Below are 24,933 nucleotides of genomic sequence, written 5' to 3'. Positions count from 1 at the left end.
CCGGCTCCGCCACTGATCCGGCTCCGTCACCAGCCGCGCTGGAGGAGCCCCCGGACCAGCCGGGCGATCCGCCGGCACGCCTCCTCGTCGGAGCCGGCGGGCGCGACGACGTAGGAGACGGTGACACGGACCGCGGTCCCGCAGGCCCAGTCCGCCTCGGCCCGGTCGAGCGCGGGGAAGCGCCGCCCGAGCGCGGTGACGGCGCGCGCACGGAAGGCGTCGAGCAGCTCGGCGGGCGCTATAGGGGTGTCGTCCTTGCGCGGCGGCCGGCCCGGGAGCCGGGGCAGCGGCACCGGCACGACGGCAGCGGCGGGGACCCGGTCCCCGCGGCAGCCGGTGAGCACCGCGCGCACCAGCGGGCTGCGGCGGGCGCTGTGCAGGGTCCAGGCGGTCGCCGCGGCGAAGCAGTCGCCGGCGTCGGCGCCGTGCCGCCCGGCGGTGTCCAGGGCGCGCTCCACGCCCGCAAGGAACGCCTCGGCCTCCCGCCGCGCCAGGGCCCGCGCGAGCCCCTCCTTGGTGCCGAACTCGTTGTAGAGGGTCTGCCGCGACACCCCGGCGACGGCCGCGACGTCCACCATCCTGACCGTCGCCCAGGACCGGTCGCCGAGTGCGGACAGTGCCGCGTCCAGGAGTGAATCACGCGCTGTCGGCACGTTCGCCTCCAAGCGTCCCAAGCGGTCTCAAGCGTTCCCGAGCGGTCTCAACCGGCGCCGAGCGGCCTCAGAGGGCTGTGGGCTCAGAATTGACGCGCCGTCGGTCCGTGTCAACCCCGCCCGCGTACCCTGCGTGACCTCGACCTGCCACGATCGATACTGTTCGCTCCATGCCGGACTTCAACGACGATCTGCGCCTCGCGCACATCCTTGCCGACGCCGCCGACGCCGCCACCATGGAGCGCTTCAAGTCCCTGGACCTCAAGGTCGAGACCAAGCCCGACATGACGCCGGTCAGCGAGGCGGACAAGCGGGCCGAGGAACTGATCCGCAGCCAGCTCGGCCGGGCCAGGCCGCGCGACGCCGTGCTCGGCGAGGAGTACGGCACGGAGGGCAGCGGCCCGCGGCGCTGGATCGTCGACCCGATCGACGGCACCAAGAACTACGTCCGCGGGGTGCCGGTGTGGGCCACCCTGATCGCCCTGATGGTGCGCGGCGAGGGCGGCGACGAGGGCGTGGTCGGCATGGTGTCCGCGCCCGCCCTGGGGCGCCGCTGGTGGGCGGTGAAGGGCGGCGGGGCGTACACCGGGCGCAGCCTGTCCTCCGCCACACGGCTGCGGGTGTCGCAGGTCGGCCGGCTGCAGGACGCCTCCTTCGCGTACTCCTCGCTGAGCGGCTGGGAGGAGCAGGGCCGACTGGACGGCTTCCTCGACCTGACCCGGTCCTGCTGGCGGACGCGTGCCTACGGTGACTTCTGGCCGTACATGATGGTCGCCGAGGGCTCCGTGGACATCTGCGCCGAGCCCGAGCTGAGCCTGTGGGACATGGCGGCGAACGAGGTGATCGTGCGCGAGGCCGGCGGCCGCTTCACCAGCCTGGACGGCACCCCGGGGCCGTACGGCGGCAACGCGGCGGCGTCCAACGGCCTGCTGCACGAGGAGTTGCTCGCCCACCTGAACCGCGCGTGATTCCCCGCCCCCTCACACTACCGATCAACCTCCGCACGCCCCTTGCTGCGGCCCCCGGCGCATGTGAACATGAGAATGCGTGAGCTTGTGCATTTGTGAAACTGTTCTCAAGACGGCCACGACGCAGCCCGAGGGGTATCCCATGCTCGTACGCGACGCCATGAGCACGGTCGTTCTCACGGTCGGTCCCGCCCACACCCTCCGCCAGGCCGCCCGGCTGATGTCCGCCCGACGGGTGGGCGCCGCGGTGGTGCTGGATCCCGACACCTGCGGTCTCGGCATCCTGACCGAGCGCGACATCCTCAACGCCATCGGTGCGGGGCTCGACCCCGACCACGAACTCGCCGCCGCCCACACCACCACCGACGTGGTCTTCGCCGCGCCCCGGTGGACCCTGGAGGAGGCCGCCGCCGCGATGGTGCGCGGCGGATTCCGGCACCTGGTGGTGCTGGACGACCGCAACCCGGTCGGCATGGTCTCGGTACGCGACATCGTGCGCTGCTGGCAGCCCGTGCACGCCACCCTGGCGGGCTGACGGCCGGCCCGGAGATGGATCGGAGGGGGCCGGGCGCCTGGACGCACCCGGCCCCCTCCGGGCCTGTGGGACGGACTCCGCTCAGCCGCGCAGGGCCTGGACGGCGGCCTCCAGCCGCTTGCCGAAGTCCTCGTCGGCGCGGCGGAAGTTGCCGATCGCCCGCTCGGCGATGTCGGCGCGCGACACCTTGGCGATGAAGCCGGAGAGGTTGGCGACCAGGCGCGCCCTCTCCGCCTCCGACATCAGCCGGTAGAGGTTGCCCGCCTGCACGAAGTCGTCGTCCTCGGCGTGCGAGGGCGCCTCATGGTTGCCGGTGTGCCCGGTGACCGCGGTGGCCGACCACAGGGGGCGGTCGGTCTGGGCAGGGCCGCCGAAGCTGTTCGGCTCGTAGTTGCGCTCACCGCCGTGGCGGCCGTCGTAGAGGGCTCCGTCGCGGCCGTGGGTGCGCGCCTCGGTCGCGTGCGGGCGGTTCACCGGCAGGTGGTCGGCGTTGATGCCGACGCGGTAGCGGTGGGCGTCGCCGTAGGCGAAGAGCCGGCCCTGCAGCATCTTGTCCGGGGACGGGCCGATGCCGGGCACGAAGTGCGCCGGGGAGAAGATCGACTGCTCGACCTCGGCGAAGATGTTCCGCGGGTTGCGGTTGAGCTCCAGCCTGCCGATCTCGATCGGCGGGTAGTCCTCGTGCGGCCACACCTTGGTGAGGTCGAACGGGTTGAAGCGGTAGCCCGCCGCCTCGGCCGCGGGCATGATCTGCACCTGCACGGTCCAGCTGGGGAACTCACCGCGCTCGATGGCCTCGCGCAGGTCGCGCTGGTGGGAGTCGGGGTCCGTGCCGGCGACCCGGTCGGCCTCGTCCTGGGTGAGGTTCCGCACGCCCTGGTCGGTCTTGAAGTGGTACTTGACCCAGAAGACCTCGCCGGCCTCGTTGGTCCACTGGTAGGTGTGCGAGCCGTAGCCGTTCATGTGGCGGTAGCTCGCGGGGATGCCGCGGTCGCCGAACAGCCACGTCACCTGGTGCGTCGACTCCGGGGACAGGCTCCAGAAGTCCCAGACGTTGTCCGCCTCCTGGGAGCCGGTGTACGGGTCGCGCTTCTGGGTGTGGATGAAGTCCGGGAACTTGACGGCGTCCTTGATGAAGAACACCGGGGTGTTGTTGCCGACGAGGTCGTAGTTGCCCTCCTCGGTGTAGAACTTCAGCGCGAAGCCCCGGGGGTCGCGCACCGCGTCCGGCGCGCCGAGGTTGCCGGCCACGGTGGAGAACCGCAGGAAGGTCTCCGTCTGCTTGCCGACCTCGGAGAGGAACTTCGCCCGCGTGTACTTCGTCACGTCGGCGGTGACGGTGAAGGTGCCGTAGGCCCCCGCGCCGCGGGCGTGCACCACGCGCTCCGGGATGCGCTCGCGGTTGAAGCGGGCGAGCTTCTCCAGCAACTGCTGGTCCTGGACCAGGACCGGCCCTCCGGGGCCCGCGGTCTCGCTGTTCTGGTTGTCCGCGACCGGGGCGCCCGCCTCCGTGGTCAGCGGGCCGGTCTCCTGAGCCGTCACGTGCTCTCCCTGGGTTGGTGCTGTGCCGTGGCCTTCGCCGGATGCGATCCTACAATGGACTAAGTCCAAGTCAAGAAGGGCCCCAAACTCGTACCCGGTCGGAACACGGACCGTCACTGTTAAGCTGTTCGCATCCCACTGATAGGTGAACCGGAATGAGTGACCTGCTGGAACGACTGCGCGGCCGCGGATGGCGCATGACCGCGCAGCGGCGCGTCGTGGCCGAGGTCCTGGACGGCGACCACGTCCACCTGACCGCCGACGAGGTGCACGCCCGGGCGGCGGCCCGGCTGCCCGAGATCTCCCGCGCGACCGTCTACAACACGCTGGGCGAACTGGTCTCGCTCGGCGAGGTCATGGAGGTCGCCACCGACGGCCGCGCCAAGCGCTACGACCCCAACGCGCACCGTCCGCATCAGCACCTGGTGTGCTCCGGCTGCGGCACGATCCGGGACGTCCACCCGCACGGGAACCCGCTGACGGACCTGCCCGACGCGGAGCGCTTCGGCTTCACGGTCTCCGGCGTGGAGGTCACCTACCGGGGCCTGTGCCCCGCCTGCGCCTGACGCTGCGCGGCCCGCCGCACGCGTTCCGCGGCCTTCCGCACCCCCGGCTCCGGCCGGGTGCGGCCCACCCACACCGTCTCCACCGGCACCTGGCCCGCCACCTTGGCGAGCGCCTCGAAGGCCTCCCTGGCCACCCCGGGATCCCGGTCCACGGCCAGCGGCGCCATCTGCGGCAACAGCCCCTCCCGGGGGAGGAGCCGGCCCGCCGCGCGCACCGCGGCCCGGCGCACCACCGGCGGCCACGGGGTACGCGCCTCACGTGCCAGCCGCAGCAGCAGGGGCGCGTCCGAGGCGTCCCCGCACTCCCCCAGCCCCGTCACCAGCCCCGCCACCAGCCGCGGCGGGCTCTGCGGGCCGCAGCGCAGCAACTGCCTGCGGTACGCCAGCGCCGGGGGCTCACCCCTGCTGTACAGCCGCCAGCGGGCCTGCGCGCGCACGATCCGCGCCGGGTCGGCCAGCGGCGCGGTCAGCCGGGCCGCCGGCACGTCGTCCGGCAACGCCGCGACCGCCAGCTCCCGTACCGCCGCCGAGCGGGCCCACAGCAGCCGCCCCGCCTGGTCCGGGTCCATCTGCAGCAGCCGCTCGGCGCACAGCCTGCGGCACAGCTGGTCCGGGTCGCGCAGCGCGGTGCGCACCAGGTCCCCGCGGACGAACTCACCGAGCTCCAGGGCCAGCTCGACCCCGAACCGCCGGGTCAGCGGGTCCGCGTCGGCCGCCAGCGCACGCACCGCACGCCGGGCCTCGGGCGCCGCCAGCACCCCGCGGTACTCCTCGGCGGTGTACGTCGCCCGGCTCCGCCCGCGCAGCCGCAGCAGCAGCCGTACGGCCGCGGCGGCCTCGTCCGGGGCGGTGCGGCGCAGCAGCGCCGCCAGGGCGCGTTCGCGGACCTGGTCCACCCAGTCCGCCGTCCGCAGCGCGAGGGCGGACGCCACCAACGGCCCGCCGTGCACCGCCAGCCCCTCCACGGCGGCCTGCCGCGTCCGGCCGTCCCGGTCCATCGCGGCCAGCAGCAGGCGCAGGGGTTCCACGTCGCCCGGCGCCAGGGGCGCGCCCTCCTGCACCCGGGCGGCACGGTCCATCAGCAGCCACAACCGGGGCGGCGCGGCCGCCAGCGCCTTCAGTGCCGCCGCGCGGTCGTAGGCGGCGTCCTCGTCCACCGCGGCGCCCCGCAGCTCACGGAGCAGCTCCTCCACGTCCGCAGCCGCGCACAGCCGACCCCACCGCGTCACATCCATGAGTTCCGTCGGCCGCCGCTTACGCCGCCTGCGCAGCAACCCCGCCTCCTCGCGCCGCCTGAGGGCCTGTCCTCAGGATCGCGCGCCGGCGCCGGCCGGCCCAGGACCGTCCGCACCCTTTTGCCCGAACCATGCCTGGGCTGTACCGAACGCATACGAAAAGGGCCCGGAAGCCTTGGCTTCCGGGCCCTTCCCTTTCAGTAGCGGGGACAGGATTTGAACCTGCGACCTCTGGGTTATGAGCCCAGCGAGCTACCGAGCTGCTCCACCCCGCGTCGTTGTGTCCCTAGGTTAACCTGCCGTCCCTGAGCAGCGCAAATCGCTTCTCAGGCGGAGAGCTCGTGCTCCAGGGCGTCGGTCAGCCGGGCCGCCCGCTCGGCCACCTCGGCGGGGCCGCACTCCACGGCCCGGGCGCACCACGCCTGGGCGTCCGCGAGCTGTCCGTGCCGTGCGGCCAGCAGGGCCAGCCGCAGCGCGGCACGTCCGTGCCCCGCGTCGGCGGCCCGGGTCCACCACAGGGCCGCCTCCGGCTCCGCGCCCTCGCGGGCGAGGAGCAGCCCCAGGTTGAAGGCCCCGTTGCGGCTACCGCCCTCGGCGGCCTCCCGGTACCAGTGGGCGGCGTCGACGACGTCCCCGCGCTTGGCGGCGCACATGCCGAGCCGCACCTGGGCACGGCGGTGCCCCTGGCCGGCGGCGCGGGCGTACCACTCCTCGGCCTCGACGGCGGTCTCCGGCGCGTCCTGGGCGTCCAGCAGCGCGCCGAGCCGGAAGGCGCCCTCCGGGCTGCCGCCGCCCGCGGCGCAGCGAAGGTGCCGCTCGGCGCCGTGCGCGTCGCCCTCCTTCTGCAGGGCGATGGCCACCTGGAGCGCCGCCTCGCCGTGCCCGCTGGCCGCCGCGCGCTCGTACCAGCGGCGCGCCGTGACGTCGTCGCCCCGCCCGGCGTACAGGATGCCGAGGTTGAAGGCGGCGTCCACGCTGCCCGCCTCCGCGGCCTTGGAGAACCAGGGCTCGGCGCCCGCCGCGTCGCCGCGCTGCAGCAGCAGCACGGCGAGCGCGTTGGCGGCCTCGCGGTGCCCGGTGTAGGCGGCCTTGCGGTACCACTGTTCGGCCTGGGTCGTGCGGCCCTGGCCGGCGCAGAGCAGACCGAGGTTGAAGGCGCCGTTGACGTCCCCCGCCTCCAGGGCGGCCCGGTACCAGCGCTCCGCGGTCTGGGTCTCGCCCTCCTGGGCGTGCAGCGCGCCCAGGGCGTTGGCGGCGTTGCCGTCACCGGCGTTGGCGGCGCGCCGCCACCAGGTGGCGGCGCCGTCCACGTCCCCCGCGTCGCGCAGCAGGAAGCCGAGCGCGCAGGCCGCGCGCGGCTCCCCGTCGCGGGCGGCGGTCAGGTACCAGCGCTTGGCCTCCTCGAACTCGCCGCGCTCCTCCAGGAGCGTGCCCAGGCGCAGGGCGGCCCTGCGGTGCCGGCGCGCGGCGGCCTGCCGGTACCACTGCTCGGCCTCGCGCTCCTCGCCGCGCTCGGCGCAGATGCCGGCGAGGCGGTAGGCGGCCTCGCGGTGGCCGTGCTCGGCGGCGGCGTGGAACCAGCGCTCGGCGCCGACGTCGCGGCGGTGGTCCAGGAGGTCGGCCAGCGCGTACGCGCCCAGCGTGTGCCCGGACTCGGCGGCCTGGCGCAGCCAGTACTCGGCGCCGGGCTCGTCGCCGCGCTCGCGGAAGTGCCGGCCGAGCGCGTGCGCGGCCGCGGCGGAACCGGCGACCGCGGCGATCCGCCACCAGGCGGCGGCCTCGTCGGCGTAGCCGCGCTGGTGCAGCAGCAGGCCCAGGTTGTTGGCGGCGGGGCGGTCCCCTCCGGCGGCGGCGCCGCGCAGATGGGGCTCGGCGCCCTCGAGGTCGCCGCGGCGCAGCAGCAGGGTGCCCAGCACGCTCATGGCCCCGATGTCGCCGTGCCCGGCGGCCCGCCGGTGGCGCGCCTCGAGTTCGGCCTCCTCGCGGGCCTCCAGGGTCTCCTCGTCCGGGAGTTCGGACTCGATGAGGCGCTCCTCGTCGAGACCGCCCACCCGCGGACCGGGGAGCAGGTCGGCGACGGCCGGCACGAGCGCGGCCCCGGCCGCGGGCACGGTCGTCCGCCCCGCGGACCCGGTATCCCGGATCTGACGAGCGTTCAGCAGCCTTGCACCATCCCCCATGAGGTCCATCGTCGCATCACCCGTACCCGCAGTACACCTGGTATGCGGCAAACCTGTACAGCTCGGCCGATCCCAGTTGGTCACTTCGTAGGTCACTACAGCGTTTTGTCGACTTCCCGACAGAGTGCCTGCCGAAACCTCAGCGGAAGGAGTTCCCCCCAACAAGTGAAAGGGCCCGGAGTCTATTGACTCCGGGCCCTCTCCAACAGTAGCGGGGACAGGATTTGAACCTGCGACCTCTGGGTTATGAGCCCAGCGAGCTACCGAGCTGCTCCACCCCGCGTCGGTGCACCAACAGTACCACGACGCGGGGTGGGCCCCGTCAGCCCTGCTTCTCCGCCTCCTGCGCCCGCCTCAGGGCGTCGGCGAGGTCCTTCTGCGCCTGGCCGTACGCGCCCCAGTCGCCGTCCTTGAGCGCCTTCTGACCCGCGTCGTACGCCTCCTGGGCGTCCTCCAGGGCCTGGGCGACCGTCGGGTTGCCCGCGGCCGGCGGTTCGGTGCCCCCGCCGCCGCCCGTCTCCGGCGGCGTCACGGGCTCCCCGCCGTCCGATCCGAAGACGGCGTCGAGCGCCTGCCCGAGCGTGTCCTCGAACTCGGTCTGGCCGCCGTAGCTCACCAGCACCTTCTTCAGCAGCGGGTAGTTGGTGCCCGCGCCGCGGACGTAGACCGGCTCCACGTACAGCAGCCCGCCGTCGAGGGGAACGGTCAGCAGGTTGCCGTACTCGACCTCCGAGTCGCCGCCCTTGAGCAGCCTGATCTTCTCCGCCACGTCGGGATCGGAGTTGAACTGGCTCTGCACCTGCTGCGGTCCGGACACCGTGGTGTTGGACGGCAGCTTCAGCACCTTGATCGCGCCGTACTCCGGACTCTTGGCGTCCGCGTCGACCGCCATGAAGGCGCTGAGGTTCTCGCGCTTGTTGGGCGTGAAGGTCGTGGTGAGCGAGAAGGCCTGCTCGTTCTGGCCGGGCATCTTCAGGCTCAGGTAGTACGGCGGCACCGACTTCCCGGTCTTGGCGGCCGGGTCGTTGGGCACCGCCCACACCTCACTGCCGCTGTAGAAGGTCGACGCCTTGGTGACGTGGTAGCGGGTCAGCAGCTCGCGCTGCACCTTGAACAGGTCCTGCGGGTACCGCAGGTGCGCCATCAGCGCGTCGCCGATCGCCGACTTGGGCTCGACCGTGTCCGGGAAGGCCTTCATCCAGGTCTTCAGCACCGGGTCCTCGGTGTCCCACTGGTAGAGCGTGACCTTGCCGCTGTACGCGTCGACGGTCGCCTTCACCGAGTTGCGGATGTAGTTGACCTGGTTCTGCTGCGCCAGCACGGCGCGCTGCCCGTCGGTCAGCGAGTCCGCGGTGGTGTCGCCGAGGGTGGTGCGCGAGGAGTACGGGTAGCCGTTGCTCGTCGTGTACGCGTCGACGATCCACACGATCCGGCCGTCCACGACCGCCGGGTAGGAGTCGCCGTCGATCGTCAGCCAGGGCGCGACCGCCTCGACCCGCTCCTTGGGCATGCGGTTGTACAGGATCTGCGAGTCGTCGCCGACGGCCCCGGAGTAGAAGATCTGCGGCTCGCCGAAGGCCACCGCGTAGGCGAGCCGGGTCACCGGGTTCTTCAGGCCGACACCGCTCTTGGCGGTGTAGGTGTACGGCTTCTCGCCGCTGTCGTCGGTGTAGTCGATCTCCGGCGTGGACCGGTCGCCGACGATCGACCACTGCTTGGTCTGCTCGCCGTAGTAGATCCGCTGCTGGTACGTCCCGAGGTCGCCCTTGGTCGGCAGGTTGTACTCGGTGAAGTCCGGCTCGCCGCTGGCGGTCGTGGTGGTGCCCTTGGCCGCCACCATGCCGTAGCCGTGCGTGTACTTGAAGTGGTCGTTGATCCAGCTGTGCTGCGGGATGCCCTCGAGGTTCAGCTCCCGCAGGCCCACCACGGTGTCCTGCTCCTTGCCGTCGATCGTGTAGCGGTCGACGTCGAGCGTGGACGGGAAGGCGTAGTAGCCGCGCACCTTCTGCAGCTGCTGGTAGGTCGGCGAGACCACGTTCGGGTCGAGCAGGCGGATGGACGCCGCGGTGTCGGCGTCGCCGCGCAGCTTCTCCTTGCCGTCGCTGCTCGTGCCCGAGTACTCCGTCACATCGGCCTGGTCGATGCCGTACGCCTCACGTGTGGCGTCGATGTTCTTCTGGATGTACGGCTGCTCCTTGGCGGCCTCGTTCGGCTGCACCTGGAACTTCTGCACGATCGCCGGGTACAGGCCGCCGATCAGGATCGCCGACAGCACCATCAGGCCGAACCCGATCAGCGGCAGCGACCAGGTGCGCCGCCACAAGGTGGCGAAGAACAGCAGCGCGCAGATGATGGCGATGGCGAACAGGATCGTCTTGGCCGGCAGGTAGGCGTTGGCGTCCACGTAGCGCAGACCCGTCCAGTCACCCGACCTGAGGTTGCCGGACTTCACCGCCAGCGAGTAGCGGTCCAGCCAGTACGCGACGGCCTTCAGCGTGACGAACAGGCCCAGCAGCACCGACAGGTGCCCGGTCGCCGCCGCCGTCGCCCGGCCGCCCGGGGAGGTGATCCGCAGACCGCCGTACAGGTAGTGCACCAGCGCCGCCGCCAGCAGCGAGAGCACGACGGCCGCGAAGCCGAAGCTCAGCAGGAAGCGGTACCAGGGCAGGTCGAACGCGTAGAAGGCGATGTCGACGTGGAACTGCGGGTCCTTGGTGCCGAACGGGGTGGAGTTCGTCCACAGCAGCCATGTGCGCCACTGGCTGGAGGCGGACGCACCCGCGATCAGCCCCACGAGCGCGCAGACGGTGAGCAGCACCCACTTCTTGTAGGGTGCGATGCCCATCCGGTAGCGGTCGAGGCTCTGCTGCTCCATCGACATCGCGCTCAGCGGCGGCCGGAGCCGGTGCGCCAGGTACACGTTGACGCCGACGGCCGCGGCCATCAGCAGGCCGAAGACGAAGAACAGGCCGATCTTGGTCCACAGCGTGGTGGTGAAGACCGAGGAATAGTGGACGGAGCGGTACCAGAGCCAGTCGGTCCAGAAACCCGAGAACATGACGAAGGCCATGGCCAGCACGGCCAGTACGCCCAGGGTCATGAGCAGTGTCCGGGCTCGCCGCGACGGGCGGCCCACTCTGATCCGCGGCCCGTGCGGACCCCCGCCGCGGTCCGGCATCTGGAATACCAAGGTGCGCACCTCGAAGTGTCGGTCTCCGTCGGACGCCGTCCCGGCGCCCACTGATGCAACTTACTCAGCGTTTACTCAGTTCCCCAAGGCTCCCGATTGGGGATGCGGGTCACAGAACAGGCAGGATATTGAGCATGTCCAACATCACGTCCGAGGGTGCGCCGCTCGCCGCGAACCCGCTCACCCGTGCCGTCCTGGAGATCGACGACTACGCGTCCGGCCTGGGCTGGGACCAGCCCGCCCGGCTCTTCGCCCTGGTCGACACCGCGGCGCTGCGCGCCCAGGAGCCGAAACTGGCCGAGGAACTCGGCCTCGGCGGCGACAAGGCCGCCGGACTGACCCCGATCGAGCAGGACGAGCTCCCGCCGGGCGCCGCGCTGGACGAGTTCCTCGCCACCATCGCCTGGCCCGGCGTCGTCAGCGGCTGCGCCCTCACCGTGGAGCGGCTGATGCTGCCGCCGTCCGCCGAGGAGTCCATCCCGGAGGGACTGGACGACGCCGCGCTGGCCCGCTGGGTCGCCGGTCACCCCGACCGCCAGGAGGTCCGCATGACGGTGGGCGTGCTGCGCGACGGTTCCCGGGAGTCCGCGGTGCGGCTGCGGGAGAAGGACTCCCCCACCGAGGTGCTGACCGGTTCCTCGCTGGTGCCGGGGCTGGCCGACGCCCTGGCGGCGACCTTCGAGGACTGACGCCGACGGCCCCGGGGAGCAGCTCCCCGGGGCCGTCGGACCGTGCGGATCGCCCGCGGGCTCAGCCCGTGGTGCAGGAGGGGAGCGCCGACGTCCTGCCCTCGCGGATGTCCTTGAGCGCGTCCATGGCGTCGTCGATGGTCTTCACCTTGACGAGGGTGAGGCCGCTCGGGGTGTCGGCCGCCGCCTCCTCGCAGTTGTCGGCGGGGGTGAGGAAGTACTCGGCGCCCTTCTGGCGTGCGCCGATGGTCTTCATGTCTATGCCGCCGATGGGGCCGACCTTGCCCTCGTCGTCGATGGTGCCGGTGCCGGCGACGAACTTGCCGCCGGTGAGGTCCTGCGGGGTGAGCTTGTCGACGATGCCCAGCGCGAACATCAGGCCGGCGCTGGGGCCGCCGACGTCCGCCAGCTTGATGTCGATCGTGAACGGGAAGGTGTGCTCGACCCCGGCCTGGATGCCCACGACCGCCCGGGCCTCGCCGTCGTCGTCCGACTTCCTCGTGGTGACGGTGACGTCCCGGGTGCCGTCGCCCTTCGCGCCCTTGGGCACGACCGTGAAGACCACCTTCTGCCCCGGCTGGTGCTTGGTGACCAGCTCCGCGACGTCGCCCGCCGCCTTGACCGGCCGGCCGTCGACGGCCTTGACCACGTCGCCCGCGTGGAGTTCGCCCTCGGCCGGGGCGCCCTTGACCACGGCGGAGACGATCACCCGGGAGCCGACGGGTATGCCGAGCTCGTCGAGCGCCGCGACCTTCGCGCTGTCCTGGGACTGCGTGAACTCCTCGGCGTTCTCCTGGTCGGCCTGCTCGGCCGTCTGCCCCTTGGGGTAGAGCGTGTCGTGCTCGACGACCTTCTGGTCGTGCGCCAGCCAGCCGACGACCGCCTCGACCAGGTTCATCGAGTAGTCCGCGCTCGTCACCCGCACCGTGGTCATGTTGAGGTGACCGCTGGTCGGGTACGTCTTGTGCCCCGAGATCTGCAGCACCGGGTCCCCGTCGTGCGACCCGAGCGTGTTCACCGTCGGCCCCGGCGACATCTCCGCGTACGGGACGGGCCACAGCAGCGCGACGCACAGCAGCGCTATCAGGGTCAGGGTCGATGCGAGCAGCGTCGCGGTGCGGCGTGGCATGGAACGACAGTACGGTACGGAACCGGCAGCCGCCCCGTGGGCCCTCAGGCCGGTCCGCCCGATCCGGTGCGCTGCATGGCCTCGCGGAAACGCTCGTAGTCGGCGAGCGAGGCGCCGTCCCCGGTGGAGCGCGTACGCGCCGCCCAGCTTCCCCAGACGGCCGCGGCGACGGCGGCGACCAGCGGGATGAGCAACCATGCGAGCGCTGCCACTTCGGCCTCCTGGACGCGCATGCCGATCAAGAACTATGAGCAGACTAATCTTCTGCTGCTACAACGTTCAGAGCGGGTCGCAGGTTACGCAACCGCAGGTGGGCCACCCCGTGGGCCATCCGGGTGAGGTACCGGTGCGAACGCGTGCGCGGTGGTCAGTGGGCGCAGGCCCCGACCCACTCCTCGGTGCCGTCGGCGAAGGCCTGGTGCTTCCAGATCGGGACCTCGCGCTTGAGGTCGTCGATCAGCCGCCGGCAGGCGGCGAAGGCCTCGGCCCGGTGCGGGCAGGAGACGGCCACGACGACCGCGAGGTCACCGACCCGCAGATCCCCGACGCGGTGGACGGCGGCCAGCGCCTTGACCGGGAAGTCCGCGGCGACCTTCTCCGCGACCCGGCGCAGTTCCGCCTCCGCGCCGGGGTGCGCCGAGTAGCCGAGCCCGGTCACCACGGCGTCCGAGGGGCCGTCGTGATCACGGACCGTACCGACGAACAGCGCGGTGCCCCCCGCGGAGTCGTGCCCCACGGCGCGGAAGACCTCGTCCACGGACAGCTCGGTGTCCCGGACCGCGATGAGCCGGAGGGGTTCGTCGTGCGTCTGTGCCATGCGGCTCATGCTGCCCCATCGCCCGCCATGCGGAAACCCCCTTCCGGAGCGAGTTCGCCCGGCGACGCTCAGACACCGCGGCGCCGGCGCGCCCTGCGCACCATCGCCGCCGTGCCGACCAGGGCGACCGTCGCACCCGCCGCGCCGAGCGTCGCCGCGTCCTTGCGGCCCAGCCGCCGCCCGACGACGGAGTTGCGCCCGGAGACCTCCTCCAGCAGGACGGCCAGCACCTCCTCGTTCGTCCACTTCGGGCGCCAGCCCGACTCGTGCAGCCTGCTGCCGCTGACCACCCAGGGGTGCATCGTGTACGCCAGGTCGCCCGCCGGGGACGGGGTGAGCCCCAGCCGGTGCAGCCGGGAGGCCGCGCCGAGCGCCACCGCGGGCGGCAGCTCCATGCGGCGGATGCCCGAGAGCTCCTCGACCTCCTCCTGCTCCAGCCAGCCGTCGCAGCCCACCGTCATCTCGCCGTCGACCCTCTCCAGCGCCGCGTGCTCCAGCGCCGTCACCAGGTCCTCCACGTGGCAGAACTGCCAGCAGGGGCGGCTTCCGCCCACCACCAGCAGGCGCGGCGACTCGAAGTAGCGGGTCAGCGCGGTGTCCGTGCCGCCGACCAGCACGGCCGGCCGCAGGACCGTCACGTTGAGGCCGGGGTGGGCGCGGGGGGCGCGCTTGCCGAGCCGTTCGATCTCCAGCAGGTCGCCCACGAAGGACGCCTCCGCGGTCGCGCGCAGGGGCGCGTCCTCGGCGAGGGGGACGTCGTTGTCCCCGTGGGCGCCGTAGACCATGGCCGAGGTGCACAGCACCACGCGCCGCACGCCCGCCGCGGCCGCCGCGGTCAGCACCGTCTGCGTGCCGCGCACGTTGAAGGCGCTGCGCGCCTTGGGGTCCGACTCCAGGTCCAGGTCGAGCGCGAGGTGGACGACGACGTCCACGCCGCGCAGCCGCTCGGCGATCGCCGGGTCCCGTACGTCGAGCACCGCCCACTGGGCGCCGGGGACGTCGCCGCGGCGCTCGTCGATCGCCACGACCTTCTTGACCTGGTCGGATTCGGCCAGCCGCAGCGCGAGCCGCAGGCCGACACCGGAGGCGGCGCCTGTGACGGCGACCACAGGTCCGGCGGGGGCCCTGCCGCCGCTCCGCTCTGGGCGAACGGTCGGTTCTGGGGAACTCACCAGGTGTCTCCCACGGTTGTCTCTGGTACCGGGTGCGCGGTCCGCAACCGCGGTCCGTACGCAGCCATCCTGCCTGACGGGTGTCTAGGCTGGAGGTACAGCCCACAACACACAGAGCCGAGGAAACCGTGAGCGACATCCCATTCGGATTCGGAGTCCCTCCCGAGGAGCCCGAGGAAGGGGACGACGGCAAGAAGCCGGGCGGTTCCGGCGGCGGCTCCCGGGAACCGGCCGGTCCCTTCGGTTTCGGCGGCGGGAATCCCTTCGGCGGCGGCCCCGCCGGCGACAACCCGTTCGCCGCGATGTTCGGTTCGCTGAACCCCAACGACCTGGGCGCCGCCTTCCAGCAGCTGGGCCAGATGCTCTCGTACGAGGGCGGCCCGGTGAACTGGGAGATGGCCAAGGACATCGCCCGTCAGACGGTTGCCCAGGGCACGCCGGACGGCTCCAAGGACGTCAGCGTGGGCACCTCGGACCGGGCGAAGGTCCAGGAGGCGCTGCGGCTGGCCGACCTGTGGCTCGACGGCGTGACGTCGATGCCCTCCGGCGCCGGCTCGGCGGTGGCGTGGAGCCGCGCCGAGTGGGTCGAGGCGACCCTTCCCGTGTGGAAGGAGCTGGTCGACCCGGTCGCCGAGCGCGTCGGCACCGCGATGGGCGACGTGCTGCCCGAGGAGATGCAGGCCATGGCGGGCCCGCTGCTCGGCATGATGCGCTCCATGGGCGGCGCCATGTTCGGCACCCAGATCGGGCAGGCGCTGGGCACGCTCGCCGGTGAGGTCGTGGGCTCGACCGACATCGGCCTGCCGCTCGGCCCGGCCGGCAAGGCCGCGCTGCTCCCGGCCAACGTGGAGGCCTTCGGCAAGGGCCTGAGCGTGCCGCAGGACGAGGTCCGGCTCTACCTGGCGCTGCGCGAGGCGGCGCACCAGCGGCTGTTCGCCCACGTCCCGTGGCTGCGGGCACACCTGTTCGGCGCCGTGGAGGGGTACGCCCGCGGTATCAAGGTGGACACCTCGAAGCTGGAGGACGCGGTCGGCCAGCTCGACCCGTCGAACCCCGAGGCGCTCCAGGACGCCCTGCAGCAGGGCATGTTCCAGCCCGAGGACACCCCGGCGCAGAAGGCGGCGCTGGCCCGGCTGGAGACGGCCCTCGCCCTCGTCGAGGGCTGGGTGGACGCGGTCGTGCACGCGGCCGCCGCCCCGCACCTGCCGTCGGCGAGCGCGCTGCGCGAGACGCTGCGCCGCCGCCGGGCGAGCGGCGGCCCCGCGGAGCAGACCTTCGCCACGCTGATCGGCCTGGAGCTGCGGCCCCGCCGGCTGCGGGACGCCTCCCGGCTGTGGGCCTCCCTCACCGACGCCCGAGGCGTCGACGGGCGCGACGGGCTGTGGGCCCACCCCGACATGCTGCCCACCGCCGCGGACCTGGACGACCCCGACGGCTTCGTGCACCGTGAGCAGCTGGACTTCTCCGAGCTCGAGAAGATGCTCGGCGAGGCCGGGGCCGGTGGCGGCCAGGGGGACGACAAGGGCGACGGCAAGCACGACGGCCGCGGCGAGGACAAGGGCGACGACGCGAAGTGAGCCTGCACGAAGACGCCGTGCGCGTCCTGAAGGACTGGTCCGCACCCGACACCGGCCAGGAACGGCTCCGGGAAACCTACCTGGCCCACCTGGAGGCCCACCCGGACGGCATGTGGAAGGCCTGCGCCGAGGGCCACATCACGGGCAGCGCCCTCGTCGTGGACCCGGAGCACGGGCGGGTGCTGCTGACCCTGCACAAGAAGCTCGGGATGTGGCTGCAGATGGGCGGTCACTGCGAGCCCGAGGACACCTCCCTGGCGGCGGCCGCGCTGCGCGAGGGCGTGGAGGAGTCGGGCATCCGCGGGCTCACCCTGCTGCGTCCCGAGCCGGTCAACCTCGACCGGCACCTGACGCCGTGCGCCTGGCACCTGGACGTGCAGTACGCGGCCGTGGCTCCGCCCGGCGCGGTCGAGGAGATCAGCGAGGAGTCACTGGACCTCAAGTGGTTCGGCTACGACGAGGTCGCCGACGTCGCGGACGGTTCCGTCCGGACGCTGCTGGCCCGCACCCGCGCGCTGCTCTGAGGTGGCGCGCGGGGCGGGACCCGCGGTGGGTGCTCAGCGGTTGCTGAAGATGTTGCCCTGGTTCATGCCGTGCGCGCCCTGCTGCCCGAAGCCGTACTGCGCGCCGACTCCCCCGCCGAGCTGGGCGTTCTGCGGCGGCATCAGCTCGCTGGGCTGCACCAGGACGTAGCCCTGGCCGAGGAAGTTGAGCTCCCAGCCCTCGCCGGTGTTGCCGCGCCGCCGCCAGACACCGGAGGAGCTGGTCTGCGCCTGCATCTGCACCCGGAGCGAGGACGACCAGGCGACGACGGCGTCGGAGTCGGCGGAGACGTACTTGTCCGGGGTGACCGGCATCAGCAGCGGCTTGCCCGAGGTCATCAGCGCGACCTTGCCGTGCCCCGAGATGTTGAGGTTGTAGGCGCCGCTGCCGGAGATGCCGAACTGGCTGTCGACGGAGATGACCTCCCAGTGCAGCCCGGAGTCGAGCGCCAGCACATAGGCGCCGTCCACCGTCAGGCCCTCCTGGTCCACGTCGACGACGTGGATGTGCTGGGCGAGGTTGGCCAGGTAGACCGTGCCCTGCCCGGAGCAGCGCATCAGGTCCAGACCCTCACCGGTGCGGTAGCGGGAGGAGCGCTGGGCGTGGCTCTGGTACTCGCCGTCGAACTCGATCAGCCCCTGGTACGCGACCATCGCGCCCTTGCGGGCCAGGCAGTCGGTGCGGCCGTCGAGCTTGACCCGCAGCAGGTACGGGTTCTGGAGTGCGTACTGGTCCTCGGTCTGGACCTCGGTGTAGCCGAAAAGCGGGCTCTGCATGATCTCTCGCTCCCCCTCAGCCCCGCACTCGGAGGCGGTCGGTGCTGTCCTCGCTGGGCTGTACGACGACGAAGCCCTGACCGGAGAAGCCGATCTGGAAGGCCTCGCCACTGCCGCGCCCGATGAGGGCGGACGCCTTGAAGCTGCGCTTCGCCTTCGTCTTCAGCCCGCTCGACCAGGCCACGAGCGCGTCCGGGTCGACGTAGGTCTCGTCCTCGCCGCGGCCGCAGTCGACCACGACCGGGGTGCCGCGCGAGGTGACGGCCACCCAGCCGGTGCCCGAGATCCCCACGTTGAACAGCCCCTGGCCGGCGAACTTGGCCAGGCCCTTCACCCGCTCCACGCCCCACTGCAGGTGGGCGTCGAAGGCGAGCAGATTGCTGCCGTTGACCGACAGCGCCTCGTTGTTGAGGTAGACGCAGACCACGTCGGCGCCGTAGTCCGCGAGGTAGAGCAGCCCGTCGCCGGAGCACTTCATGATGGGTGCGCCCTCGCCGGTGAGCCACTGCGAGGCCATCTGGCGGACGGCGGGCGGGTTGGGCTCGTACTGGACGAAGCCCTCGTAGGCGACCATCGAACCGGTGCGCGCGTAGAGGTCCTGGCCGCTCTGCATCGCCACCTTCAGCATGCTGCTGCCGTGGTTCTCCATGCGGGCGGTGACCGGTGCCGGGGCGTACCCGGAGATCAGTGACTGGTCCATGACGGGCTCCCCCTCAGACCTCGTACGGCTGGACGATGACGAAGTTGCCCGGGGCGCCCCGGAACTGCAGGTTCACGGTCTCCCCGCTGTGTCCCGGGTAGGCGTTCCTGCGCAGCCGCACCTGGCTGGAGAGCACCACCTGCGAGGCGGCCGACCAGGCGACGATCGCGTTGCTGTCGGCGTAGGTCGTCGGGGTGACCGGCAGCACCACCGGGGTGCCGTGGGTCTTGACCACGACCGTGCCCGTGCCCTGGAACTGCATGGTGAACAGGGCGCCGCCGGGGATGCCGTGGCCCTCGATGCGGCGGACCTCGTGCTGCAGCGACTCGTCGAAGGCGAGCACGTTCTCGGCGGAGACGCAGATCGCGTCGCCCTGGAGCTCGATGGGGTGCAGGTAGGACGCGTCCTCGGCGAAGAAGACCTGGCCGCGGCCGGTGCAGCGCATCAGCTGCATCTCCTGGCCGGTCATGTTGCCGACGATGCGGCCGGTGAACCCGGCGCCCTTGTAACCGAATTCGACCTTGCCCTGGTACAGCACCATGCTGCCCTGCCGGGCGAGCACCGGCTGGCCGCCGGCCTGTGCGAGGTCGGCACGCATCAGCTTCGGGTTCTGCTGGGTCCAGCGCTGGCCGGTGGGCAGCTCGCGGTACTTCTGCATGGCGGCCGCGAGCCCGGCGCCCGGGGTCTGCGGGACGTGGCCGGCGTGCGGGGCCTGCGGAGGCTGGCCGAAGGCGGGCTGCCCGGGCATGACCTGACCGGGCATCGGCTGGCCCGGTGCGGGCTGACCGTAGGGGGGCTGTCCCGGTGCGGGCTGACCGTAAGGCGGCTGGCCGTAGGGCGGCTGGCCCGGCAGCTGGCCGGGGGCCTGTCCCGGAGGCGCCTGCGGCGGCGGGACCTGGCCGAACGGCGGCTGGCCCGGGGGCGCCTGGGGTGCCGGCGTGGTCATCGGCGCCACCATGGTGGGGGCCGCGTGCACGGGCGCCGGGGCGGGGGCGGGGGCGGGCGGAGCGCCGAAGGACGGTGCGGGCTGCGGCACGGCGGCGGGCGCGGAGGACGCGGGAGGCGCGAACCCCGGGGCGGGACCGGCCGGGGGCGCGAAGCCCGGTGCGGCGGCGGGCTGCTGGGGCGCGGCCTGCTGCTCCTCGGCGACCTCGCCGCCGAAGTTCTTCAGCAGGGCGTCCAGTCCACCGTCGAAGCCCTGGCCGACGGCGGCGAAGCGCCAGACGTCCTTGAGGTAGAAGTCGGCGAGCATCACCGCGCGCTCGGTGCTGAACTCGGCGCCCGTGAAGGCGTAACGGGCGACCTCCTCGCCCCCGGCGACGATCCGGACGTAGCCCGGGCCGACCTGCGACATCTGCCCGGCGCCGTCGATCGTCGCGGTGAAGCTCAGCTTCTGGATCTGCGGGGGGATCCGGTCCAGCGTCACCCGGAAGGATTCGGTGTCCCCGGCCTGCGCACCCAGCTGCTGGATCGCCTCCTCGGGCGACTTGGGCTGGTTGTAGAAGATGAAGTAGCGGTCGTCGGAGAGCTGTTCCCCGGCGTCGAGCCCGAAGCAGCTGATGTCGAAGCCGAGACCGGGTCCGCTGATCTGCACGCCGATGTACAGATCCGTCCCTGCGGTCAGGTCGCTGATCTTGGCCTTGTGGCCGCGCTGGAATTCCCTGGCCATCGCTAAGGACCGTCCCCCCATCCGTACGTACCTACTCGCTGCGTTGCGCCAGGCTAACCGCTGGCCGTGACAGGGGCTATTCCCCCGTTATTCCTCGCGTGCCGTGGGTGGGTGCGGCAGCCGGGCCGCGGCGACGACGCCCTCCAGGTAGCCGCGCGCGCGTTCGGTGCGCGGGTAGGACTCCAGCAGCTTCCAGAAGTCCGCCCCGTGACCGGGCACCAGCAGGTGGGCGAGTTCGTGGAGGAGGACGTAGTCGATGACGTACTCGGGCATGCCCTGGAGCCGGTGGGAGAGGCGGATGCTGCCCTCGGCCGGTGTGCACGAGCCCCAGCGGGAGTTCTGGTTGGTGACCCAGCGCACGGTCCGCGGTATCGCGCGGCCGCCGAGGTACTGCGCGGACAGCCGCGCCGCGCGTGCGGTCAGCTCGTCGTCGCCGAGCTGTCGGCGGCTCTCCTGGGCGGCGAGCTTGTCGAGCATGACCGTCACCCACCGCTTCTCCTCGGCGACGGACATCCGGGCGGGGATGAGGACGACGGTGACGTCGCCCTCCCGGTACGCCGAGACCGTGCGGCGTCGGCGGGCGCTCCGGCGCACTTCGACCGCACTGGTCCGGGGGGCACGCGGAGAATGGCCGGAAAGGCTCTGGGCGGGGTCGGCGGACACGCCCCGACGTTACCCGCACCGGGTCCGGGAAGTCCCGCCCCCGGTGGTGCCCGGTGGAAAAGGAGGGCGGGAAGATGCCGAGTTCCGTTCATATCGAATGATCATTCGTCGTGCCTGTGGATAACTTTAAGGGCCTGTCCGTGGATTCCGTGCATGCTGGTACGGCACGGAATCGGAACGGTCCCTGGATCGGGAACTCTGCCCACGGGGGTGGCGATGCGTCCCATGCTCAAGCCGGCGATGCGCCGTAGTTGGCGCAGCCGGGAAAGCCTGCAATTCGGCGTCGACCCGGCGCACGCGGTGGTCCTGGACCCGGTGGACGGCGCGGCCGCCGCCTTCCTCGACCTGCTCGACGGCACGCGCGGGCTCGGTCCGCTCTCCCGCGAGGCCGAGTCGCTGGGGCTGCGGCCCCCGCAGGCCCGGCGGCTGCTCGGGCTGCTGGCCGATGGCGGTGTGCTCGACGACGCGACGGCGCACGCCGAGCTGTCCGAGGCGATACGGCACCACTCGGCCGCGCTGGACCGGCTCCGTCCCGACCTGGCGGCCCTGTCGGTGGTGCACTCCGACCCCGGCGGGGCGGCGGGGCGGATGGGCCGGCGGCGGGCCGCCCGGGTACGGGTGGCCGGGGCGGGCCGGGTCGGCGCCACAGTCGCGGCGGTCCTGTCCGCGGCGGGGGTCGGCAGGGTCGACGTGCGTGACGGCGGCCGGGTCGAGCCCTGGGACACCGCGCCGGGCGGCATCCCCGCCGAGCACATCGGCGAGCGCCGGGACGCGGCGGCGCGCGGTCTGGTGCGCAGGGCGGCACCCGACCCGCGGGCCGCGGCGGCGGGCCGCCGGGGGCCGGCCGCCGTACCGGAGCCCGGGCTGTCCCTGGTGGTGGTCGCGCCGCGGGAAGGCCTGGCCGCCTACGCCCCCGACGCCCAGGAGGCCGAGCCGCTGATGGCCGCCGGGATCCCCCATCTCTACACGGGGGTGCTGGAGGGCCGGGGAGTGGTGGGTCCGCTGGTGGTGCCGGGGAGCACGGGGTGCGCGGGATGCCTGGGGCTGCGGATGGCGGACGCCGACGCCGCCTGGCCACGGGTGCTGGCGCAGCTGCGGTCCGGCCGGGGCGGGGTCCCCGCCTGCGACGTCGCGCTGGCCACCACGGTCGCGGGGCTCGCGGCGGCGCACGCCTTGGCCTTCGTCGACGGCGGGCGGCCGCCGAGCTGCGGCGGGCGTGTCGAGCTGGGGCTCGCCCGGCTGACGACGGAGGTGCGGCCGGTGCCGGGGGACCGCAGGTGCGGGTGCGGTGCGCACGCCGTGGAGGCGGGGGTGACCGACGACGCCGGAGGTTTGTGACACCGCCGGTGCCATGCTCCGGGAGGGGCGGGGGACAATGACGACGTGACCGATCGGAAAGAGGGGGCGCATGTCTGATCTTCCGCGCAAAGCGGTGACCCGTACCGCCAAGTTGGCGGCGCTCCCACTGGGATTCGCCGGGCGGGCGACGCTGGGGCTGGGCAAGCGGCTCGGCGGGCGCCCCGCGGAAGAGGTCGCCACCGAGCTGCAGGAGCGGACGGCCGAGCAGCTCTTCAAGGTGCTCGGCGAGCTGAAGGGCGGTGCCATGAAGTTCGGGCAGGCCCTCTCGGTCTTCGAGGCGGCCCTGCCCGAGGAGGTCGCGGGCCCCTACCGTGCCGCCCTCACCAAACTGCAGGACGCGGCGCCGCCGATGCCCGCCCGCACCGTGCACGCCGTACTGGCCGAGCGTCTGGGCGAGGACTGGCGCACGTTCTTCACCGAGTTCGAGGACCAGCCGGCGGCGGCCGCCTCGATCGGGCAGGTGCACCGGGCCGTGTGGCACGACGGCCGCAAGGTCGCGGTGAAGGTCCAGTACCCCGGCGCGGGGGACGCCCTGCTGTCGGACCTCAACCAACTCAGCCGGGTGGCACGGCTGTTCGGGCCGCTCATCCCCGGCATGGACATCAAGCCGCTGATCTCGGAGCTGCGCGACCGGGTCTCGGAGGAACTGGACTACGAGCTGGAGGCGCAGGCGCAGCACGCCCACGCGGTGGAGTTCGCCGACGACCCGGACGTGGTGGTCCCGGACGTGGTGCACCGCACGGACCAGGTACTGGTCACCGAGTGGATGGACGGGGTGCCGCTGGCGGAGGTGATCTCACGGGGAACGCCGGAGATGCGCGACCGCGCGGGCCAGTTGCTGGCGCACTTCTTGTTCGCCGGTCCGGCCCGCACCGGACTGCTGCACGCCGACCCGCACCCGGGCAACTTCCGGCTGCTCGTCGACGACGGCCCGGCGCAGGGCTGGCGGCTGGGCGTGCTCGACTTCGGCACGGTGGACCGCCTCCCCGAGGGCCTGCCGCTGCCCATAGGGACGGCGCTGCGCCTGGCGCTCGCCGACGACGCGGACTCGGTGCACGCGATGCTCTGCCAGGAGGGCTTCGTCAAGCCGACGATCGCGCTCGACCCCGACGCCGTGCTGGACTACCTGCGGCCGATCATCGAGCCCGCGGCGGTGGAGGAGTTCACCTTCGCGCGCGGCTGGATGCGTGCGCAGGCGGCGCGGATCGCCGACCCGCGCTCACCTGCGCACCAGCTCGGCAAGCAGCTCAACCTGCCGCCCTCGTACCTGCTCATCCACCGGGTGACGCTCAGCACGATCGGGGTGCTGTGCCAGCTGGCGGCCACGGTCAGGCTGCGGGACGAGCTGCTGGAGTGGTTGCCGGGCTTCTCCGGGGAGGGCCTGGCCCCGCTGTCCGAGACCGAGGACGCCTCGGCCTAGGCACAGAGGCCCCGGGCGGCGCTACCACCAGGAGGAGTCCAGCCGGCCCTCGATGCTGCGGATGTTGGTGCGGGCGCAGTCGTCGCAGAAGTACACGCGACTGCCGTTCTCGACGGAGCAGGTCCAGGTGAGGGGGAGTCCCTCGGCGACGGCCCCGCACCGGGCACACGTCGTCGTCGTAGGAGCAGTCCCGACCCGTTCGAATTGAGTCTTCTGGTCCACTTCGTGACGATATCGCGGGGCCGGTCGAAATCGACCGGCCCCGCGGTTGTGTGTCGTTGCAGATGTGCCGGCGCTACTGCATCACGGCCATCGCCAGCGCCCGGCGGGCGCGGAGCGAGGCGCGCTCGGCACGGCGCTGCAGGCGGCGGGCCTTGAGCACGCGGAGGGCCATCCGTTCGTGCTCGGCCTCGTAGAGGCGCTCTTGCATATGGGCACGGGCCAGGGCTTCTGGCATGAGTTGCATTTCGAGGTTCCTGTTCTGACGCTCAGCGGGAGCGTCGGAGGGCGGGGCGGGACGTTCGGTGGCGGACGGGCTCATCGGGGCCTGCTTCTTGGGGTCGTGCGTGAGGGGACGGTCGATCGTTCCGACGGCTGGGCGCTTCATGCCACAACCGCGTTCTTGCGCGGACGGCCACGGGGACGCTTGCGCGGCACCACGACGCCCTGGACGAAGAGCTCGCCACCCCAGACACCCCAGGGCTCACGGCGGTCCTTCGCACCGGCGAGGCAGGCCTCGCGGACCGGGCAGGTCTGGCACAGCGACTTGGCGTACTCGACGTCGGCCGGGGACTCGGCGAAGAAGACCTCCGGGTCGTAGGTCCGGCACGGGACGGGGACGCCGAGGCGGTCGATCTCGTCGTCGAGCTCGGTGAGGGGCAGCAAGGGGACCTCCGGGTCAGGGTCAGGCGGTGCGGCGCGGAGTGCCTCGTCACCAGCGCGGTGCTCGATGACGGGCGGGCGTGCGGGGGCGGGTACGGACGGTGCGTGCGGGGTGAGATGCACGATCGCTTCGTTCCTCGTCTGTTTGTCGGGGGGTGGGAAAACAGAAGGGCCGCGGATCCCGGTCTGGGATTCCGCGGCCCTGAAGGCGCCGGCCTGATCGTCGATCAGACTGGATCACTCCAGGGTTCGAGCCCGCGGAAGGCCCACTTCGGGTGCTGCTGCTTCTGGTTTCCGGCACCATTGGTCGCCGCAAAGGCATAGGCCTGAGCCTCAGCCATCACTGCCACCACCGGCGCCTGCGTCGGTCGCTCGCCGCCGCGCTCTCGAATGGAGAGGACAGTGGTGGGCAGACCGCCGGACAGGCGGCTGGACAGACCGGTGCCACGGAGCGAGGCACCAAGAGAGCAGGCGGCGGCGACCGGACGATCGGTCATTTTCGTCATGAAGCTGGTCACTGGTCTCGCCTCCTCACGGCGTCTCGTAGGGCTGGTCTGGCAGGTGGTGCTGGGTCAGTACATCACGGATTCCACCGCTCCGGGAAGGTCCTTCACAGAGCCGCGTCGTTCGCGCTCACGCAGGCTATGGGGATTTCCTCGGGGCGCGCA

25 protein-coding genes and 2 tRNA genes are annotated in these 24,933 nt (G+C 72.4%); 8 read left to right on the top strand and 19 right to left on the bottom strand.

What is annotated here, in order from left to right; all coding sequences use genetic code 11:
- Positions 1-26 precede the first annotated feature (26 nt).
- Positions 27-653 carry a TetR/AcrR family transcriptional regulator gene (locus ABZ479_RS01550; RefSeq protein ID WP_500459264.1) on the bottom strand — a complete coding sequence of 209 codons (627 nt, stop codon included), beginning with the start codon at positions 651-653 and terminating at the stop codon, positions 27-29.
- Positions 654-823: 170 nt separating this feature from the next.
- On the opposite strand from ABZ479_RS01550, the gene hisN reads away from it, so the two are divergent.
- The gene (gene hisN, locus ABZ479_RS01545; RefSeq protein WP_500459263.1) at positions 824-1,621 is read left to right on the top strand and encodes a histidinol-phosphatase; all 798 of its coding nucleotides are present in this window, start codon (positions 824-826) and stop codon (positions 1,619-1,621) included.
- A gap of 142 nt (positions 1,622-1,763) precedes the next feature.
- On the top strand, positions 1,764-2,156 hold the full coding sequence (locus ABZ479_RS01540) for a CBS domain-containing protein (protein WP_499606877.1): 393 nt from the start codon (positions 1,764-1,766) through the stop codon (positions 2,154-2,156).
- A gap of 81 nt (positions 2,157-2,237) precedes the next feature.
- Here ABZ479_RS01540 and ABZ479_RS01535 read toward each other — a convergent pair whose 3' ends face one another.
- Entirely contained in the window at positions 2,238-3,698 is a 1,461-nt protein-coding gene (locus ABZ479_RS01535) for a catalase (protein WP_500459262.1), read from the bottom strand.
- Between the two features lie 155 nt (positions 3,699-3,853).
- Between ABZ479_RS01535 and ABZ479_RS01530 the strand changes: the two genes are divergently transcribed.
- Positions 3,854-4,264 (top strand): Fur family transcriptional regulator, encoded by a 411-nt coding sequence (locus tag ABZ479_RS01530; RefSeq protein WP_500459261.1) that lies wholly within the window; start codon positions 3,854-3,856, stop codon positions 4,262-4,264.
- Here the strand turns inward: ABZ479_RS01530 and ABZ479_RS01525 are convergent.
- The 5 genes from ABZ479_RS01525 to ABZ479_RS01505 all read right to left on the bottom strand — a co-directional run bounded on the left by ABZ479_RS01525 (position 4,234) and on the right by ABZ479_RS01505 (position 10,857).
- On the bottom strand, positions 4,234-5,499 hold the full coding sequence (locus ABZ479_RS01525) for a hypothetical protein (RefSeq protein ID WP_500459259.1): 1,266 nt from the start codon (positions 5,497-5,499) through the stop codon (positions 4,234-4,236). The genes ABZ479_RS01530 and ABZ479_RS01525 overlap by 31 nt on opposite strands.
- Before the next feature lie 201 nt (positions 5,500-5,700).
- A tRNA-Met gene (locus ABZ479_RS01520) sits at positions 5,701-5,774 on the bottom strand.
- Positions 5,775-5,825: 51 nt separating this feature from the next.
- Positions 5,826-7,679 carry a tetratricopeptide repeat protein gene (locus ABZ479_RS01515; RefSeq protein ID WP_500459258.1) on the bottom strand — a complete coding sequence of 618 codons (1,854 nt, stop codon included), beginning with the start codon at positions 7,677-7,679 and terminating at the stop codon, positions 5,826-5,828.
- A 209-nt stretch (positions 7,680-7,888) separates the two neighbouring features.
- Positions 7,889-7,962: transfer RNA gene (locus ABZ479_RS01510), tRNA-Met, on the bottom strand.
- A gap of 39 nt (positions 7,963-8,001) precedes the next feature.
- Positions 8,002-10,857, bottom strand: coding sequence for a UPF0182 family membrane protein (locus ABZ479_RS01505; protein ID WP_500459402.1), 2,856 nt, complete (start codon positions 10,855-10,857; stop codon positions 8,002-8,004).
- A gap of 146 nt (positions 10,858-11,003) precedes the next feature.
- Between ABZ479_RS01505 and ABZ479_RS01500 the strand changes: the two genes are divergently transcribed.
- Positions 11,004-11,558, top strand: coding sequence for a PPA1309 family protein (locus ABZ479_RS01500; RefSeq protein ID WP_500459257.1), 555 nt, complete (start codon positions 11,004-11,006; stop codon positions 11,556-11,558).
- A gap of 61 nt (positions 11,559-11,619) precedes the next feature.
- On the opposite strand, the gene ABZ479_RS01495 is transcribed toward ABZ479_RS01500, so the two are convergent.
- From ABZ479_RS01495 to ABZ479_RS01480, 4 genes are all read right to left on the bottom strand, one after another.
- The gene (locus ABZ479_RS01495; RefSeq protein ID WP_500459256.1) at positions 11,620-12,687 is read right to left on the bottom strand and encodes a YlbL family protein; all 1,068 of its coding nucleotides are present in this window, start codon (positions 12,685-12,687) and stop codon (positions 11,620-11,622) included.
- 44 nt (positions 12,688-12,731) lie between these two features.
- The gene (locus tag ABZ479_RS01490; protein WP_018561540.1) at positions 12,732-12,899 is read right to left on the bottom strand and encodes a hypothetical protein; all 168 of its coding nucleotides are present in this window, start codon (positions 12,897-12,899) and stop codon (positions 12,732-12,734) included.
- A gap of 155 nt (positions 12,900-13,054) precedes the next feature.
- On the bottom strand, positions 13,055-13,513 hold the full coding sequence (locus tag ABZ479_RS01485) for a molybdenum cofactor biosynthesis protein MoaE (protein WP_499606894.1): 459 nt from the start codon (positions 13,511-13,513) through the stop codon (positions 13,055-13,057).
- A 59-nt stretch (positions 13,514-13,572) separates the two neighbouring features.
- A complete protein-coding gene (locus ABZ479_RS01480) occupies positions 13,573-14,676 on the bottom strand; it encodes an SDR family oxidoreductase (RefSeq protein ID WP_500459255.1) in 1,104 nt (367 codons plus the stop codon).
- Positions 14,677-14,804: 128 nt separating this feature from the next.
- Between ABZ479_RS01480 and ABZ479_RS01475 the strand changes: the two genes are divergently transcribed.
- Together ABZ479_RS01475 and ABZ479_RS01470 are read left to right on the top strand one after the other, a co-directional pair.
- Positions 14,805-16,253 (top strand): zinc-dependent metalloprotease, encoded by a 1,449-nt coding sequence (locus tag ABZ479_RS01475; RefSeq protein ID WP_500459254.1) that lies wholly within the window; start codon positions 14,805-14,807, stop codon positions 16,251-16,253.
- Entirely contained in the window at positions 16,250-16,777 is a 528-nt protein-coding gene (locus ABZ479_RS01470) for an NUDIX hydrolase (RefSeq protein ID WP_500459253.1), read from the top strand. The genes ABZ479_RS01475 and ABZ479_RS01470 overlap by 4 nt, the downstream gene beginning before the upstream one ends.
- 33 nt (positions 16,778-16,810) lie before the next feature.
- Here the strand turns inward: ABZ479_RS01470 and ABZ479_RS01465 are convergent, their stop codons facing one another.
- The 4 genes from ABZ479_RS01465 to ABZ479_RS01450 form a co-directional block, all read right to left on the bottom strand.
- On the bottom strand, positions 16,811-17,572 hold the full coding sequence (locus ABZ479_RS01465) for an AIM24 family protein (RefSeq protein ID WP_500459252.1): 762 nt from the start codon (positions 17,570-17,572) through the stop codon (positions 16,811-16,813).
- 16 nt (positions 17,573-17,588) lie between these two features.
- A complete protein-coding gene (locus tag ABZ479_RS01460) occupies positions 17,589-18,272 on the bottom strand; it encodes an AIM24 family protein (protein ID WP_499606907.1) in 684 nt (227 codons plus the stop codon).
- 13 nt (positions 18,273-18,285) lie between these two features.
- Complete coding sequence (locus ABZ479_RS01455; RefSeq protein ID WP_500459251.1) at positions 18,286-19,941, bottom strand: TerD family protein; 1,656 nt, start codon at positions 19,939-19,941, stop codon at positions 18,286-18,288.
- An 87-nt stretch (positions 19,942-20,028) separates the two neighbouring features.
- Positions 20,029-20,604: a M48 metallopeptidase family protein gene (locus tag ABZ479_RS01450; protein ID WP_500459250.1), complete on the bottom strand. Its 576-nt coding sequence runs from the start codon at positions 20,602-20,604 to the stop codon at positions 20,029-20,031.
- Between the two features lie 216 nt (positions 20,605-20,820).
- On the opposite strand from ABZ479_RS01450, the gene ABZ479_RS01445 reads away from it, so the two are divergent.
- Together ABZ479_RS01445 and ABZ479_RS01440 are read left to right on the top strand one after the other, a co-directional pair.
- Entirely contained in the window at positions 20,821-21,942 is a 1,122-nt protein-coding gene (locus tag ABZ479_RS01445; protein WP_500459249.1) for a TOMM precursor leader peptide-binding protein, read from the top strand.
- 70 nt (positions 21,943-22,012) lie between these two features.
- The gene (locus ABZ479_RS01440) at positions 22,013-23,383 is read left to right on the top strand and encodes an ABC1 kinase family protein (protein WP_500459248.1); all 1,371 of its coding nucleotides are present in this window, start codon (positions 22,013-22,015) and stop codon (positions 23,381-23,383) included.
- Between the two features lie 21 nt (positions 23,384-23,404).
- Here ABZ479_RS01440 and ABZ479_RS01435 read toward each other — a convergent pair whose 3' ends face one another.
- The 4 genes from ABZ479_RS01435 to ABZ479_RS01420 form a co-directional block, all read right to left on the bottom strand.
- A complete protein-coding gene (locus tag ABZ479_RS01435; RefSeq protein WP_326572546.1) occupies positions 23,405-23,605 on the bottom strand; it encodes a hypothetical protein in 201 nt (66 codons plus the stop codon).
- Between the two features lie 73 nt (positions 23,606-23,678).
- Positions 23,679-23,990, bottom strand: a complete 312-nt coding sequence (locus tag ABZ479_RS01430; protein WP_500459247.1) for a putative WhiB-interacting protein — start codon at positions 23,988-23,990, stop codon at positions 23,679-23,681.
- The gene (locus ABZ479_RS01425; protein WP_500459246.1) at positions 23,987-24,388 is read right to left on the bottom strand and encodes a WhiB family transcriptional regulator; all 402 of its coding nucleotides are present in this window, start codon (positions 24,386-24,388) and stop codon (positions 23,987-23,989) included. Before ABZ479_RS01425 ends, ABZ479_RS01430 begins: the two co-directional genes overlap by 4 nt.
- Positions 24,389-24,492: 104 nt before the next feature.
- Positions 24,493-24,771, bottom strand: a complete 279-nt coding sequence (locus tag ABZ479_RS01420; RefSeq protein WP_500459401.1) for a hypothetical protein — start codon at positions 24,769-24,771, stop codon at positions 24,493-24,495.
- Positions 24,772-24,933: the final 162 nt, after the last annotated feature.

This window comes from Streptomyces sp. NPDC005722 (genome assembly GCF_040630935.1).
GTDB lineage: Bacteria > Actinomycetota > Actinomycetes > Streptomycetales > Streptomycetaceae > Actinacidiphila.
The sequence above is the reverse complement of the archived record's forward strand: the minus strand, read 5'-3'. Positions and strand labels throughout refer to the sequence as shown.

Excerpts from the sequence above, each read along its gene's own strand:
- ABZ479_RS01505 (WP_500459402.1), bottom strand. The coding sequence starts at position 10,857 with ATGCCGGACCGCGGCGGGGGTCCGCACGGGCCGCGGATCAGAGTGGGC.
- ABZ479_RS01540 (WP_499606877.1), top strand. The coding sequence starts at position 1,764 with ATGCTCGTACGCGACGCCATGAGCACGGTCGTTCTCACGGTCGGTCCC.
- ABZ479_RS01465 (WP_500459252.1), bottom strand. The coding sequence starts at position 17,572 with ATGCAGAGCCCGCTTTTCGGCTACACCGAGGTCCAGACCGAGGACCAG.
- ABZ479_RS01530 (WP_500459261.1), top strand. The coding sequence starts at position 3,854 with ATGAGTGACCTGCTGGAACGACTGCGCGGCCGCGGATGGCGCATGACC.
- ABZ479_RS01500 (WP_500459257.1), top strand. The coding sequence starts at position 11,004 with ATGTCCAACATCACGTCCGAGGGTGCGCCGCTCGCCGCGAACCCGCTC.
- ABZ479_RS01460 (WP_499606907.1), bottom strand. The coding sequence starts at position 18,272 with ATGGACCAGTCACTGATCTCCGGGTACGCCCCGGCACCGGTCACCGCC.
- hisN (WP_500459263.1), top strand. The coding sequence starts at position 824 with ATGCCGGACTTCAACGACGATCTGCGCCTCGCGCACATCCTTGCCGAC.
- ABZ479_RS01525 (WP_500459259.1), bottom strand. The coding sequence starts at position 5,499 with ATGGATGTGACGCGGTGGGGTCGGCTGTGCGCGGCTGCGGACGTGGAG.
- ABZ479_RS01445 (WP_500459249.1), top strand. The coding sequence starts at position 20,821 with ATGCGTCCCATGCTCAAGCCGGCGATGCGCCGTAGTTGGCGCAGCCGG.
- ABZ479_RS01420 (WP_500459401.1), bottom strand. The coding sequence starts at position 24,771 with ATGACGAAAATGACCGATCGTCCGGTCGCCGCCGCCTGCTCTCTTGGT.
- ABZ479_RS01515 (WP_500459258.1), bottom strand. The coding sequence starts at position 7,679 with ATGGGGGATGGTGCAAGGCTGCTGAACGCTCGTCAGATCCGGGATACC.
- ABZ479_RS01440 (WP_500459248.1), top strand. The coding sequence starts at position 22,013 with ATGTCTGATCTTCCGCGCAAAGCGGTGACCCGTACCGCCAAGTTGGCG.
- ABZ479_RS01495 (WP_500459256.1), bottom strand. The coding sequence starts at position 12,687 with ATGCCACGCCGCACCGCGACGCTGCTCGCATCGACCCTGACCCTGATA.
- ABZ479_RS01455 (WP_500459251.1), bottom strand. The coding sequence starts at position 19,941 with ATGGCCAGGGAATTCCAGCGCGGCCACAAGGCCAAGATCAGCGACCTG.
- ABZ479_RS01485 (WP_499606894.1), bottom strand. The coding sequence starts at position 13,513 with ATGAGCCGCATGGCACAGACGCACGACGAACCCCTCCGGCTCATCGCG.
- ABZ479_RS01430 (WP_500459247.1), bottom strand. The coding sequence starts at position 23,990 with ATGAAGCGCCCAGCCGTCGGAACGATCGACCGTCCCCTCACGCACGAC.